Consider the following 14,883-nt stretch of genomic DNA (forward strand, 5'->3'; position numbering starts at 1 on the left):
GGCCGCCACCAGCGGCGAGGTCAGTCACTTCAAAGATGCTCGCCACTTTGCATCCTGGTTCGGGCTGGCGCCCAAAGAATACTCGTCCGGGCAGACTCGACGAATCGGCCGAATCTCCAAACGCGGCGATCACTACTTGCGTACGTTGCTCGTTCACGGCGCTCGAGCTGTAATCGCTCACGCGCAGCGGGCCGTGCAGAACGGTCAAAGCGTCGATGCGTTACGACGCTGGGCGTTGAGCGTGCGGCAACGAAGAAATCAAAACAAAGCTACCTGCGCTCTCGCTAACAAGCTGGCCCGGATTTGCTACGCAGTGATGCGCGATCACGAACCGTATGCAGTCGCTCCCCGGTTACCCTATAAACTTGCGCGTACCAGCTTCGTATTGGCGCATTAGTGCTCGCAACACATCGGCGTCCAACCACACGCTTGCTTCAGAGGCTCATCGCTCATCATGGCTCACTGGACCGCGTCCGCGCTGCTTGATGCCGGTACATTCTTTGGCGCTCCCGCCGCCGGGGAAACGCGTGGCACCGCAGTGTTGCAGATCTCCATGTCGGCACGGGACGTAACACATCCCACCTCAGATGCCGGATATACGCCTGCAAGCGAATCCTCGTGAGTCGAACTCGATCAGTCTCTACTTGCAGGGGGAGTCCATATACGTCGAATGTAAAATTGCGACCCGAACCCTCGGCAAGAAAGGCCGACGCGCTGGCCAGCATCGCAGAAAGCTTCCTCGCCCAAGGGCCCGCTGCGCTCAAAGGCGGCGACCGCCACCAAATCGTCCTCCACGTGGATGCCGAAACGCTGCGCGACAGCACTGCCGGGCGCTGTAACTTCGAGCACGGTCCAAGCGTTTCCGCGGAAACGTCCCGACGCCTCTCTTGTGATTGCAGCATCGTCCCGATTATCGAGAACGAAGACGGCGAACCCCTCAACGTCGGCCGCAAAACCCGCAGCATTCCTCCCGCGCTTCATCGCGCGCTGAGCTCGCGGGACAAGGGCTGCTGCCGCTTTCCGGGCTGTCCGAACACGCGCTACCTCGACGGCCATCATATAAAGCACTGGGCGCACGGCGGCGAGACGAAGCTGTCCAATCTCGTGAGCCTCTGCCGCTTCCACCATCGACAGGTGCACGAAGGCAACGTCGTCGTCCGTGTGCTCGACGATGGCGCGATTCGGTTCGTCACGCCTAACGGCAAGTCTTTCGACAGCACACTGCCCGACCACACGCGACCGCTCGCGAACTGGCAACAACTGATCGACGAGCACGAAGAGCAGGGGCTCCACATCGACCGGCGCACGGCAGCGACACGCTGGGATGGCGATCCCTGCGATTACTCGATGGCGGTTGACGCGCTGTTGAACCGGTGGCGCAAACGGACGCTATCTTGATGCGAAGGCTAGAGGGCTCGCCGGTCTCGCCGGCTCCAACCCGCGCTCCAATGGCAAGGAGTGCACCAAAGCGGCGAATCGGAGGGTTGATGCACGCCGGCAGGGCTCTCAAACATACCGTTGCTGGTTCAAAAGCGTATCCGGCGCGCCTGACGTTCAGGCGAGAACGGTGGCTCTCGACCCCAAACGGACGTTCGGCCGCTTGGCGATGCCTATGGCGTCAGCTAGGCTTTCGTCCGGACCGCGGCCAAGCGAAGCAATCTCAGCGCATCCTCAACAGAACCAATGAGCTGGATCACCTCGAGTACATCGACACGAGCCGGAGCGCTTTACTTCAAAGTGCTGCCGCCCGCGGCGTCACTCCGGCGCTGGGTCCGCTACTACTGGATCCTCAAGGACGACTCTCGCTCACCCCAAATCGACGAGTACCTCGCGCCGGATGGCTTCGAGGAGATCATCTTCTCGTACGCCGATGGATTCAGGCGCGAGGAAATCTGCGGGACCGAGACTCAGCGTCATATCGTGCGAGAGAGCTACATTGTGGGCACGAAGGCCAGTGGCGTGGCGTGCTCGCGTATCGGCCGGCTTGCCATGATCGGGGTCAAGCTGTGGCCGCAAGTCCTGCATTCGTTCTTGCGCAGCCCGCTGCACGATCTCTCGGGCCAGCCACTGCACCTCAGGGACATGAAGGCGCCAATCCTTTCGGACCTCGAGAATCGGTTGTTCGACGCTGACTCGGAGCGCGCAATCAAGGAAATCCTGGATCAAGGGCTGCAGCGCGCGCTGTCCGGGGACTTCAATGACATGCTCAGTTTCTCGATTCGCGAACTGTTCGAGTCCCGAGGCACGCTAGCAATCGATGAGCTCATCGCTCGGTGCGGAGTTCACTATCGAACCTTGGAGAAAGCGTTCAGAGAGCGCGTCGGTGTTCCGCCCAAGACACTTGCCAAGGTGCTGAGGTTCAAACACGCATTCAACGGCCTTTCCGATAAGGCGGAGGCAGGCCGCCTCGGTGCTTTGGAATGCGGCTACTACGATCAATCGCACTTCTGCAAAGAGTTCAAGTTCTTCACGGGCAGAACGCCAACGGGATTCTTCCGCGAGCGGCTGTCGGTGGATGTGGCCAAATTCTGCCTGGCGCTCGATCTGCAAGCCTTGAATGGCTCGCCATCGGCTGCTGAGTTCGTGCTCTAGCGCGACCGCGCTACCGGCCCATTTTTTACAATACCGCCCCGATTCGATCGACTAGATTTCGCTCCCGTTTTAGCGGCGACGAGCGAGAGATCCAGTGGGTGAACGTGTCGAATCGATCTTAGGGAGCAGCCCGCAAGCGCTGCTTTTGCTGCTGCTCCTCGGTGCCAGCAGCAGCGACGCTCTCGCTCAGTACAACATCGGCACGGGCGGTGCCATGACGCTGTACCAGGAGTCGTGCGCCGGCTGCCATGGTCCCTCACTCAGCGGCGGCAGCGCCAGCTCGCTCATAGACGACAAATGGATCAATGGCGGTAGCGACGAGGCCATCACACGGTCGATTCGAGACGGTGTGTCCGGTACAGCGATGCCCGCGTGGCAGGCTCTCAGTGCGGAGCAGATTCGCTCGTTGGTCATCCTGATCCGCGAGCAGCGTGAGTCGGATCGACTCAAGGCGCTGGAGCAAGCCAACAGCGTGCAAGCAGGCGCTGTTTTCAAGAGCGAATTGCATGCATTCACTCTGGAGCCCGTGGCTGAAATGACGGGAATTCTGTGGGGCATGGATTTTCTTCCCGACGGCTCGCTCCTCAGCACGCAGCTGGACGGCACGCTTTGGCGCGTCGTCAACGGCAAACGGACTGCAATCTCGGGCACACCGGACGTGCTCTTCAAATCTCAAGGCGGCTTGCTGGATGTCAAAGTGCATTCGCGGCCGGGCGACGGCGATTGGGTCTATCTGACGTACAGTGAAAAAAGCGGCCAGGGTGCAATGACGGCCGTGGTTCGAGGCAAGATCAAGGATGACCGGTGGATCGAGCAACAGAATATTTTCCGCGTGCCTGTAGAGCAGCATATCAATACTGCCTATCACTACGGCTCGCGCCTGGCGATCGCAGGCGACTATCTGTTCTTTAGCGTGGGCGATCGGGGACGACAGGAGATGGCGCAGGATCTGAGTCGCCCCAACGGGAAGATTCATCGACTGCGCCTCGATGGCTCCGTGCCGGAAGACAATCCGTTTCGTGGCGAAGGCGAATATGCATCGGTGTGGAGTTACGGACATCGCAATCCGCAAGGAATGGATGCGCATCCCGTAACAGGCACGATCTGGTCCTCGGAGCACGGACCGCGCGGTGGCGACGAGGTCAATCACATACAACGCGGAAGAAACTACGGGTGGCCGATCGCCACGTACGGCATGAACTACGACGGTACTGCGATGACTGCGACGCCGAGCATGCCGGGCGTGGAAGAGCCCGCTCGTTACTGGACGCCCTCGATTTCTCCCGGCGGTATCGCGTTCTACATGGGAGATAAATTCCCCAATTGGAAGGGCAACCTGTTCGTCGGCGGCCAGGGTGCGCGTGAGCTGCATCGGCTGACGCTCGACGGAACCACTGTGACCTCGGATGAAACGGTCATGTCCGGACAGGGGCGTGTGCGCGATGTGGCGAGCGGCCCCGACGGATATCTGTATGTGCTTCTCAACAATCCAGAGCCCGCTGCCAGCGGCATCTATCGTCTGGTGCCCGCACCCGAGCGCGCATCGCTGAAGAAGGAAGACAAACGTGCAAAGTAAGATCCGTACCCTTGTGATGCTGCTGAGTGCTGGCGCGATGGTGTCCATTGCTGTCGCGGCGCCGCCGTCGAAGCTTCCGTCGAAGCCAACGTTGAGCATGGCGCTAGCGCAAAAGATGGCCATGGCCTGCGTGAATCATCAGCGCGACAACAATGGCCCGCCCGTTGATATCGCCATCTACGACGATGGCGCGAAACTGATCTACTTCGTGGGCATGGACGGTACCTCGAGCGGCACCGGTCCCACCGCCATGGCCAAGGCAGAAAGCGCCGCTCGATTCCGCTTCCCTTCCGCGGAAATTGGTGGTTGGGTGAAAGGGAATCCCGCGGTCGGCCACGTGCCGGGCCTGTTGGGCGTTCGCGGCGGACTGCCCATCTTCACCTCCAGTGGCAAGCCACTGGGCGGCATCGGCGTGAGCGGCGCGCCAGCCGATGTGGATGAGAAATGCGCCCAGGCAGGCATCGATGCTGTTTCTGCAGAGCTGCAGGAGTGATCGAGGCGTTCCCGCAGGGCATAAAGATCGGCGGGTAGGAGGGCTGCTGCGCAAAATCTCTTCCTTTGATTCTTGGTATGCTCGGCCAAACAAAGGGGGATGGCTCGATGATGAAATACCTTGCTTTGGCATTCGTTCTGTTCGCGGGCTCGACGCCGGCGTGGGCGACATGGTCGGTGATCGCGCTGGATGCCCGTAGCGGCCAGGTGGTGATCGCGTCGGCGACCTGCGTTCGACAAGAGGCATTTCCGAAGCGCGAGCCCAGCGCTGCGCGTGACTTGATGGACCTGCAGGCGGTGATCGTGCCCGGCGTGGGTGTGGCGGCTTGCCAGGCGGGGGCTGACAACACGCACGAGAACCAGATGCTGGTCTACCGGGAGCTGAAGAAAGGCACAGCGCCCGCCGACATCATCGAAATGCTCAAGCAGGATCCGAACATCGAGCGGCGGCAGTTCGGCATCCTGTCCATGCCCAACGGCAAGGACATCACTGCGAGCAACAACCGCGCCGGATTCAACGGTACCGGCAACTCGCGCTCGTCGTTGTACTTCGGCGGCCAGGTGGGGCCCGACATTTACTATCAGGTACAGGGCAACACGCTGCTTGGCGATCAGGTGGTGCATCTGGCCGCGCTGGCATTCACCCGCGCCACTGGCACGCTGGCCGATCGCGTGATGGCCGCGATGGAAGCGGCGGACGTCAACGGCGGAGATCACCGCTGCAATTGCGGATCGAACCCGATGGAACACGTCCCCTGCGACAACAAGACGGCACACGTTTCCTACATCGCCATTGCCGAGAAGAACGACCAGCAGGGCATCACTCACAATGATGGCAAATACTTTGCGTACATCAGCGTGATGGACAACGACATCAAGCGCGGCGAAAGCGCCAATCCGGTGCGCACGCTTCGCATGCGCTATGACGCGTGGGTGAAGTCCGGCTCGCCGCGCCTGGCTCCGCCGCCGAAGACGTTGTATCAGCCGAAGACTTGAGGGGCGGAGCACGCGCTCGTCAGCTTCGTGGCCGTGGCGATGGTGCGCCGACAGAAGCGCACCTGATGACCCCGTAGATGGGTGCTACTTTGTTTTTGCTCGGGCTCGGCCGGCGGGGGAATGCGAGCAGTAGAGAGCGCGAAGCTTGCTCGTTTGTATGCAAGTTTCTACCCGGATCAGCTGACCCATTGCTCTGACGTGTATTCGTGGCTACATGGCCCATCCAAGCTCTCGAAGCACCAGTCCGACGGCTGCGAGCGCGAACTCGGCATCACCTTCCATGACGGCCCGCGAGGCGTAACGTTCACGCTCATTGGGTTTAGCTCGTGAGTGCAGGCGGGCGATAGCCTTCGCTGCCGAACTTGCAAGTAGCCGAGTGCTCTCGAGCTTTTTGGCTAGTGAGCCGAGGTCCTGGCGCATCCATCTTGGATCCCTCTCTGTGACGGACAGCCATACGCCCAAGCACCATTGGCTCGCGTCCCGCGCGCGATCGATAACAGACTCGGGCCCGCTGGTGTGGGCCGCCTGCACGAGGGTGTCCAACACCTCCGAGATTTTCGCTAGCGATTCTTGAGGAACAGCCTCGACGTTAAGTTCTGGGAGTAGTCCGAGAGAGGTCCGGGACCTCAATGTGACGAGATCCTCCCCCGTCACAATTCGTTCAACGCTGATGACTCGCCACACTGTGTATGCAGCGCGAGTGCCCAGAGCGATAAGCGGAGACTGCAATGATCTCCCCAATCCCTGGGCAGTGTTCCAAGCGGCAAAGCCATATAACAGTTTTGGCGACCATCCGCCTCCGATGCCTCCGCGGCTGTGCTCTTCTGGGCATGCAGGATGCGGTTGGACTTGCCATTGATGGGGTTGTGCCGCGGCGATCTTCGAATACAAGCGTCCGCGCCGGATGCGCGTGACTGGCTCAAATGAATCTTCCCTAAATACCATTCGCGCGTAGCCAAGGTCCTCCGATTCCGGAATATCATCAGTGACGGGTGGATTCTGGAGGACGGTCGCGAGAAGGACGGTGGGGCTCGGCCATAGGCCTCGTCCGTGAGCAGATTCGCCCTCATAGAAGAGCCGCTCGTGGAATTCGATGCCAATTTGTCGCATCTGCGGTCGTCCGCCTGTGGCGCCGATGACGCGGTGAAGAGTACTAGAAATGGGATCTGCGGTGGGGGTCGGCCTCGCATCGGATGCCACGGCTAAGCGGCCTGGTGACTTTACATCGTGTTCTGGACACAATCTGGCCACTGCTACAAGAACCAAGGGTCAAAGCGGCATTAGGGAAAGGGGCTCTCATGATAAGCGTACGCGATGCTTCAAGGCGGCTGCTGATCGTTGTCGCTTTGGCGATTTGCAATGATGTGCGAGCCGAGTGCGAGTCCATTCCAGGCGAATCTGTTGAGACACTCGAATCCCAGTTGGCGCAGACAGAACGGCAGCTGGAGCAGACGCCGGAGAGCGAGCGGCACAAGAGCGAATATCGGGCACTTCAGGAGCGTGCGCTTCGGCAGCTTGAAGCACTGCAGTGTAAGGCCGAATCACAGGCGCCCGCGGAGACCGTCAAACGCGGCTTTAACGTCGCGACGGCCTTTGCGTCGGTCCCTATCCTCTTCATCACCGATCGAAAGCAGGTGGATTCTCCGGCGGACTCGTTCTTCGGAGGTGATCGCAAGGTCAATGGCGTCACCTACGGTCGGGCCATCGTTCGCATGCCCGCAGAAAACTACACCCCTGGTAAACCCTTGCCGCCGGGCATCACGGTCGACACGGAGAAGAACTCAAAACAGGGCATCACCGTGCGCAGGCCTACCGAGCTTGGCGAGACGGACTTTCAGGCGAGTCTGAGCGAGTTTAGAAAAGCGTTGCAGCCCGGCGACAAGTTGCGTGTGCTGCTGTTCATCCATGGCTACAACGTTACTTATGCAGACAGCATGAAGGCCGCAGCGCGGCTCACGTGGGGGCTTCGACCCTTGACCGTGGCGCCGATCGCTGTGAGCTGGCCATCGCAAGGAATGACTCTTCGGTACTGGCAGGACGAGCAGACGGTCGAGCCGTCAATCGAGAGATTGCGACCGATTCTCGGCGGTATCTTTGCGAATCCGAACGTCGACGAAGTAATTCTGGTCGCCCACAGTATGGGTACTCGTATTGCAACTCGAGTGCTATCGCAGCTTGAGCTGCAAAAGGCGTCCTTGCCCAAGCTGACCCGAGTCGCATTTGCCGCGGCCGACCTCCACGATGCGGAAATTCAGGAACTCTGGGGGCGCATCGGGTCGCTCCCTGCGAGCGGTTGGAACTTCTATACGTCACGCAACGACTTCGCGCTGCGGGCTTCCCAAATTGTCCACGCGCGCCCCCCTGTCGGAGACTCTCGGCAGCGGGTATTTACGCTGCCACCCGCCGAGACCATCGATGCCAGCACTGTGGCACCCGCGTTGAAGGGCTACGGTCATTCGTATGTGATCGACAATCCGCTGTTGCAACTGGACCTTCGTCGCTGGATCCTCGAAGGCGCTCCCGCCAAGAATCGAGGCTTGCAACCCGGTCAGCGGCCCCCTGCTGTGTTCTGGGTTATTCCGGAGCTAGCCTTCGAGAAGTAGTGAGGAGTGATGGCAATGTCAGGGCGAACCATCGCATTGACGTCCCTGCTTCTGTATGGGTTCTCGCTTGCGTGCATGGCCCAGCCCGCGGGCATGATTGACCCGCTGTACGACCATCCGTGCAATACGATCGTGGATCGCGGGCTCGCCACTGCGTCGAAGGCGGATTTGGCGGCGAAGATGATTGAGCTCGATGGGCCCTATCGTAAAAGCGAAGAGCTCGGAGCCGCCGGAAGGACACGGGAGGCGCTGGAGCAACTGCTGCTGTATCAGCAGTCTATCGCGCAGATTCTCGCGCCGACACATCACGTCGCGTTGGATGCACGCCTGCGTATCGCTTCTATGCGCTCGCAGCTGAGGCAGTACGAGCAGGCGCTGCAGGACATGCAGGCCGTATTGAGGATCCGCGAATCTTGCCTCGGTGCCAACGACGGCTTCACCCTGGAAGCGCTGTCGATGATCGCGCAGTTACAGGAGCGAATGGGGCAAGCCGTTGAATCGCTGGCGGCCTCGGAAGAACTCTTGCGCCGATCGCGGGCGCGTTTTGAGAGCCTCCCGGAAGCAGAGAAGTCCACGGAGGAAGAGCGCAAGAAGCTGCTCGTCGCGCAGTGGAACTTGGCGGCACTTCAGTATCGCACTCGTCAGTTCGAAGCAGCGAAAGCAGGAGCTGAACGCACGGTATCCCTGGCAGCCACTCTGCCACCCGCTGACATCGAACGGTATGAGCTGACTAATACAGCATGGTATGTGATTGACCGCGTGGCGTTTCGGGCAGGCAATGTAGATGCGCAGAAGCGCGCAATTGTGGGACTAAAGGAGAGTTATCTATCAATGCGCGAGCGTCTAGGAGAGACGCATCGGCGCACTCTTCCCGCACTCGCGAACTTGGGCTTTGCGGTTGCGGATGTGGACCCCGCACTAGCTGTCGCTATTCTCGGAGACTACGTTGCAATCGTCGAAGGCACACGGCAGCAGGCTGCCCTGCCCAACGAACGGCAGGTTTTGCTAGAGGGGCGGGCGAACGCGTATCTGCGCTTTGCCTTTGCTGCACACGATGCAAAGCGCGCGGAGGAGGCTTTCTACGGCATCGAGTGGTCGAAGAGCAGGGCGCTTCGCGATGACCTTGCATTGAAATCGGCCATACGCGATTCGCTCCTGACGCCTGAGGAGCGAGCTGCTCTCGATGGCGTCCAATCGCGGATGGTTCAGTTGCAGGGCTTTCTGGACGAAACGAATCTGCCGGTCGATCGCCGTCAGGCAGCGGAGCGCGCCTTGCTCCAGGCGACTCAGGACTACGAATCAAAGCTTCAGGCCGCACAAGCGCGCAACCCACGGATACGGATCGCTGCGCAGGCCCAGATCGAGCCACCCGGGAATGCCAAGGCCCTGCTGAAGTCCGACGAGGTGTTCATCAACTATCTCGTGCGCCGCGTGGATGGTCCAGTCTTTGAGATTCTTATTGCGGTACTCGAGCCGGACGGGCAACTGACGCTCGCCGGCCCTGTTGCGGCACCTGGATTGGAGCAAACGATTGCGAGCTGGACTCGCATCCTGTCGACACGGGGCGGCCTGGCCGCGGTTGCGGCCCGCGGCCAAGTCGAACTCTTTCAGGTTGGCGAGGCCTTCTTCTTCGACGGCGCAGAGGAATCTCACCAAGGCGCAAAGAAGATCTTCAGCAGCGCGCCGGTGCGTGAGGTGCTGTCGAATAAGCTGATGCCGCCAGAAGTTCGAGCCATTACCTCGAAGTACCAACGCTGGATCATTTCGCCCGGTGGGATGCTCTGGAGCGTGCCGTTCGAAGCGCTGAACGATGCCGAAGGGCTGGTGCTCGATACCCGAATCGTGCGGTACGTTCACTCCTGGACCATGTTCACGGTTTTGAATCAGACCACGAAGCCGATCATCAACACCACGCGCACGCCGCTCATAGCGATAGGGGATGCGAAGTACTCGGATGTGATCGCCTCCCCTGAAGATGGTGCGGCACAACCCGAGAACGGCTGGTCTGACCTTGCTTTCTCGAAGGACGAATTGGATCGAGCGGAACGTCTATACAGCCTCGTGGCCGGCAAAACGCTGTTCCGCGGACCGCAGGCGCTGCGATCGACGGTCCTCGCATTGAACGAAAGCGGTGCCTTGTCGCAGACAGACGTGCTGCTGTTGTCGGCGCACGGATATCTCGATCGCGCGCGACCGGAATTGAGTGCGATAGTTCTTGGACGGCCGGAGAAGGGCACCGAGGCCGATCGATACCTGCGGGCGCGCGACATCGCACGGCTAAAGTTGAATACCAACCTTGTGATCGTCTCGAGCTGCGATAGCGCGAGCGGCCGGATAGCGTCTGGGGAGGGCGTGTTGGGGCTGCCGTACGCTTTCTTCGCCGCGGGCGCATCGGGCGCGGTATTGACCCTGTGGGAGGTCAACGACGATGGCGCGACAGTCTCGCTTGTGGATCAACTGCTGAAGGGGATGAAGGGCGGAGCCGCCGCAGATGAAGCGCTAACGCACGCAAAGCGTGCAATCCGAGCGGTCGCGGCCGAGGATAGCTGGGCGCCGTTTTCTCTGTTGAGTCGTTGAAGGTCGCGCCGCCGTTCCAGGCTCTCTTTCTATTCGACCGCAAAGGGAGCCTCGCACGGGACGGGCTGCATTCCGGACAGAAACGGATCGTTCAAGGATCCGTGATGCCACGTTACCTGTGCACAGCGCGTCGTGTCGTACTGATGGTAGACCTCTGCGGAGACACCGAATTCTTTGTCGACGCGTGAGTCAGGCCAGCCCACGACCAGGTGATGATGCTTTCTATTGCGCCTGCTGGTCGTGATGTAGCGATCTTGTATCTGAACGATGTGCTGGACCGCGGGCATCGTCTCTTCGTGACGATTGGCCCAACAGCACGAACGCAGGGATCGCGACGCCGGCTTCTGGCCGGAGGTGATGCCTCGCGACCAGAGAACATTTGCCTCGCAGCTACTTCCCTTTGATCAGCGCGTAGCCGAAGCACTCTCCCGGCTTCCCGGGGCGATACACTTCAAAATGGTCGGCGTGCTCAGGGTTGAACGTCATTAAGTCCGCATCGAGTCCATTTGCTCTGGCGATTGAGCGGCTCACTGTGTTGCCGCAGCTCTTTGCCATTTCTCCCCGGAAAAAGGCCAGGAACCAGCGGGCGTCATTGGGTTTCAGTCTCTTGAGCTTCAATAAATCGTCCTCGACCTTCTTCTTTGAGAAGAATCCAACTTCGACAAAGTGAGCGATACCGCCTTTGGCATGACGCAGCCAGAGATCAACTCTTTCCTTTTCGCACTTCATTTCGTGGCGGACATCAAGGTGCCCGATCGTTGGGTCCATCAGTAGATGCTCGAAGACTGCTTGGGCGAATGTCGTCTCATACAAGCTGAAGACCGTCGGCTTGTGTCTACGTGATCCGGGTCGATATGTTGTTAAATAGAATAGCCGGGTCGCAATTTCCTGGACCGCGGGTTGAACAGTCCTGCATATTGCGCGAGCGATAAGAGAATCTGGTGTCTTTCTCATGAGGAACGGCATCCGGTGCGATGTTTCGGGTCATTTGCGCGTCTTAGGCCGGCGCTTGTGGCCGAAAGTTCGCAGCGCCGCTTCGGGCTCTATGACTCAAACGCATCCGGCGGGAGCTCGATAGCGACCAGCGTCCATGACAAAAATGATCTACGAAAAACGAAGCGTCCGAGGTCCTGGCTGCCAACATACACGATATTTGCACTCGACCATCTCACGTCTCCACGCTGTAGAAGGCGGACGGTGAGCGCAATCCGAGTGGGCAGTTGTTCGGCCCCGCTCTTTCCAATCGATTTTTTTATGGCGCTCGACAAGGCTGCTGGAGTGACAAACTGGTCGACGATCTTATCGACCATCATGATGCCGAGTGCGCTGCCAAATGCCTCGAAGCCACTCGCGCTCTTGCTTGAGATATTCCTTGTGAGTTGAGCGGTAGCCTGTCCCTTTATGCTCTCGCGCAGACTTACCACATCGATGTGCTCACTAAATTCGTAGGAATTGCCCAGGGTGGCTGAGCGAATCAGGCCTGCAATCGACCAATATGGGGAGAGCCATGCAATCAAGGCCATCATCGCTAGAGAGATGAGCAATCCTGACTTCAACTTGTCTGAGCGCCGAGCTTCCGTCATCACCTCGCTCTCCCCGCATCGATATGACTCGTCAAAGATGGCGGAGGCGTACAGTCGGGATCGGTGAAGTGCGTCACAAACGATCGCGAAATCAGGCGCAGTGGAGAGTTCTTCGTGTCCGTTTTGCGAGATGGAGCAACTCACGCGTGCGCACTTCTGCGGCGAGTGCCGCGATGCGATAGACGCGCCGTCTATCGGATCGAGATGTAATTACGAGCATGCGAATGAGCTGCAGACTGCCTGCGATTCCAAGAGAACATTCCAGTGCCGACCCGCGACCGATACGCCATGCGTATGCAATTGGATTTGTCAGGCGAGAGGGAGGTGGGCATCTCCTCTAAGCGTGCTAGCACGTTGTTGTCGGATTCGGTGGCCCGCACCATGTGCAGGTCGGGTTGCCTGACTCGGTCAAGGATTTGCCCGAGATCGCCTCACCAGGTTCGTGATCGCGTCGAGTACCAGCTGCGGCTCATCGAGCTGAATGTTGTGGCCGGCTTTGCGTGCGACGATGTGCTTGCTCTGTGAAGAGATCGTGGCGAGCTCCCGCTGCAGTTCCTGATGCAATGGCTCGATCGCGAGCTGCCACTCTCGGGGCAGCGGGTTCTGGTCACTGGGTGGCTGCGGCGCGGCTGTGAGTACGATGAGTGGAATGTTGCCGATGCTCATGTTGTTGGCGAACTGCTCACTGTTCCTGGCGAAGTCAAACCATTCTCCGCCCATCGCGGTTCGATCTGGCCCGTCGCGAAAGCCTCGCAACACGGCGGGTTCGTTGTCCTGTCGAGGAGGCAACACGCTATTGATTCGCGCTAGCTGCTGCGGATGAGAAGAGTCGACGAGCACGAGACCCGCTACTTCATCGCGGTAGCGGTTCGCAAAGGCAAATGCGTTCATGCCGCCCAGCGACTGACCGGCGAGCACATAAGGAGGTGTGATTCTCTCGATGGCGAGCAGCGCGTGCAGATCGGCAGCCACATCGAAGCTCGTTCGAGGTCGCTCAGCTTTGCTGCTGCGGCCCAGCCCGATCCGGTCGTAAACGCAAACGCGAGTCAGCGATGCAATTTTCGGCGCGAGCGCCGCCCAGCCAACGGGCTGTTCCCAGGAGAACACGGTCTCGACCGAAATGCCGCCGCCTTGTTCAATGATCACCGTGGGACTACCGGTGCCCTGGCAAAGGTAGCGAATCGTTTGGCCCTCGACCTCGGCACTGCGAAACCCGACAGTCGGCGTTGCTGGCGGGATGCTCGCGCGGGGTGTCGGTTGCTGAGCCAGAGCCAGAGGTGCGAGAAGCGTCACCAGGAGCGTTATTGGTCGACCCATTTCATTCCCTGCGGTTACCAATCAGCGGGCACAAGCCTACTGGATATGGCGTCCACAGATCCATTGCCGAGCACTCACCCAATAGAAACAAAGCAGAAATCGCGGCCTGTTGTTATATACAGAGAGGCCGCGCCAAGCTAGGATCAGACCAGAGAGTTTCGCGGAGAGCACACGATGATGATCTCGCAAGATGCTCACGAGGCCGAACGGCGCAAACGGACGCTATCTTGATGACGGGAGGCACGTGAACCGAGCCGAGCGCCGTGGCATAGTTAGCGCACCTCCCGTTCCCGTTCACGACCATGTCCACCTCTTCCGATACGCCTTCCATCCGCAAAGCCACCCCCGCTGACGCCGCCACCATGGCCGAATTGGGCGCCGCGACGTTCACTGAAACGTTCGGGTATTTGTACCCACCCGAGGATCTGCAGGCGTTTCTCGCGAAGAGCCACACGCTGGAAAGCTGGACGCGGGCGCTGACCGATCCGACCCGTGGCGTGTTCGTCGTCGAGCACGAGAGCGGGCGCAAGATCGGGTTCATTGCAGTCGGCGCGTGCAAGCTGCCGGTCGAGAACCTGGAAGCGCAGGCGGGCGAGATCCAGCAGCTCTATGTGCTCGCCGAGTTCCACAATCTTCGTCTCGGCCGGCGCTTGATGGACTTGGGGCTGGAATGGCTGAATTCGCAGGGCCGCGCGCCGCTGTATATCGGCGTCTGGTCGCAGAACCACGGCGCGCAGCGCTTCTATGGGCGCTATGGATTCAGCAAGGTCGGCGAGTACGGCTTTCCGGTGGGCAACACGGTGGATGAGGAGTTCATCCTGAAACGTTGAGCGCCAGCCGAATGCACCTCGGCTTCACACGTCGGCGCCCGATTCGTTTTCTTTCTTGATCGTTCGTTCCCGATTGGCGTCCTCGACTTGTTCCTGCGGGGGCGGCTTGGGATTCATGCCGGCCGTGGGCAGTAACATCGCCCAGCTGGCGAAGCTTGCCATCGGAGATCCCTTGCGAGCCCATTTGACCGCGAGGGTGCCGGCGACGGCGGCGCCGATGATGACGGCCGCGAGCGCGATCGTTACTACAATGAAGCGAATGAGCGAGTCCATGCCGAGCTTCTGTTGTTGAGACGAAGCCCGGGGTATGAGGGCGT

The 14,883-nt window shown here is 59.9% G+C and carries 13 protein-coding genes; 9 read left to right on the top strand and 4 right to left on the bottom strand.

Going from position 1 to position 14,883, the window contains the following annotated elements:
* The first annotated feature begins 64 nt into the window (after nucleotides 1-64).
* From D0550_RS36885 to D0550_RS17640, 8 genes are all read left to right on the top strand, one after another.
* Nucleotides 65-397: a transposase gene (locus tag D0550_RS36885; RefSeq protein ID WP_349770723.1), complete on the top strand. Its 333-nt coding sequence runs from the start codon at nucleotides 65-67 to the stop codon at nucleotides 395-397.
* A 281-nt stretch (nucleotides 398-678) separates the two neighbouring features.
* On the top strand, nucleotides 679-1,398 hold the full coding sequence (locus D0550_RS17605) for an HNH endonuclease signature motif containing protein (RefSeq protein WP_153067214.1): 720 nt from the start codon (nucleotides 679-681) through the stop codon (nucleotides 1,396-1,398).
* A gap of 285 nt (nucleotides 1,399-1,683) precedes the next feature.
* Nucleotides 1,684-2,592 (top strand): helix-turn-helix domain-containing protein, encoded by a 909-nt coding sequence (locus tag D0550_RS17610; protein ID WP_116810504.1) that lies wholly within the window; start codon nucleotides 1,684-1,686, stop codon nucleotides 2,590-2,592.
* A 94-nt stretch (nucleotides 2,593-2,686) separates the two neighbouring features.
* Nucleotides 2,687-4,168, top strand: coding sequence for a PQQ-dependent sugar dehydrogenase (locus D0550_RS17615; RefSeq protein ID WP_206606368.1), 1,482 nt, complete (start codon nucleotides 2,687-2,689; stop codon nucleotides 4,166-4,168).
* Nucleotides 4,158-4,661 carry a GlcG/HbpS family heme-binding protein gene (locus D0550_RS17620; protein WP_153067215.1) on the top strand — a complete coding sequence of 168 codons (504 nt, stop codon included), beginning with the start codon at nucleotides 4,158-4,160 and terminating at the stop codon, nucleotides 4,659-4,661. Before D0550_RS17615 ends, D0550_RS17620 begins: the two co-directional genes overlap by 11 nt.
* Before the next feature lie 107 nt (nucleotides 4,662-4,768).
* Nucleotides 4,769-5,656: a DUF1028 domain-containing protein gene (locus D0550_RS17625; RefSeq protein ID WP_161965893.1), complete on the top strand. Its 888-nt coding sequence runs from the start codon at nucleotides 4,769-4,771 to the stop codon at nucleotides 5,654-5,656.
* A 1,214-nt stretch (nucleotides 5,657-6,870) separates the two neighbouring features.
* On the top strand, nucleotides 6,871-8,259 hold the full coding sequence (locus tag D0550_RS17635; RefSeq protein WP_161965894.1) for an alpha/beta hydrolase: 1,389 nt from the start codon (nucleotides 6,871-6,873) through the stop codon (nucleotides 8,257-8,259).
* A gap of 15 nt (nucleotides 8,260-8,274) precedes the next feature.
* Nucleotides 8,275-10,836: a CHAT domain-containing protein gene (locus D0550_RS17640; protein WP_161965895.1), complete on the top strand. Its 2,562-nt coding sequence runs from the start codon at nucleotides 8,275-8,277 to the stop codon at nucleotides 10,834-10,836.
* Nucleotides 10,837-11,226: 390 nt separating this feature from the next.
* Here the strand turns inward: D0550_RS17640 and D0550_RS17650 are convergent, their stop codons facing one another.
* From D0550_RS17650 to D0550_RS17660, 3 genes are all read right to left on the bottom strand, one after another.
* A complete protein-coding gene (locus D0550_RS17650) occupies nucleotides 11,227-11,604 on the bottom strand; it encodes a hypothetical protein (protein WP_153067216.1) in 378 nt (125 codons plus the stop codon).
* Between the two features lie 275 nt (nucleotides 11,605-11,879).
* Nucleotides 11,880-12,419 (bottom strand): DUF2939 domain-containing protein, encoded by a 540-nt coding sequence (locus D0550_RS17655; RefSeq protein WP_116810512.1) that lies wholly within the window; start codon nucleotides 12,417-12,419, stop codon nucleotides 11,880-11,882.
* Nucleotides 12,420-12,827: 408 nt separating this feature from the next.
* Nucleotides 12,828-13,565, bottom strand: coding sequence for an alpha/beta fold hydrolase (locus tag D0550_RS17660; RefSeq protein WP_161965896.1), 738 nt, complete (start codon nucleotides 13,563-13,565; stop codon nucleotides 12,828-12,830).
* Between the two features lie 473 nt (nucleotides 13,566-14,038).
* Between D0550_RS17660 and D0550_RS17665 the strand changes: the two genes are divergently transcribed.
* The gene (locus tag D0550_RS17665; protein ID WP_116810514.1) at nucleotides 14,039-14,566 is read left to right on the top strand and encodes a GNAT family N-acetyltransferase; all 528 of its coding nucleotides are present in this window, start codon (nucleotides 14,039-14,041) and stop codon (nucleotides 14,564-14,566) included.
* Between the two features lie 24 nt (nucleotides 14,567-14,590).
* Here the strand turns inward: D0550_RS17665 and D0550_RS17670 are convergent, their stop codons facing one another.
* Nucleotides 14,591-14,839: a hypothetical protein gene (locus tag D0550_RS17670; protein WP_116810515.1), complete on the bottom strand. Its 249-nt coding sequence runs from the start codon at nucleotides 14,837-14,839 to the stop codon at nucleotides 14,591-14,593.
* Nucleotides 14,840-14,883 lie beyond the last annotated feature (44 nt).

The sequence above is a fragment of the Steroidobacter cummioxidans genome (assembly GCF_003104955.1).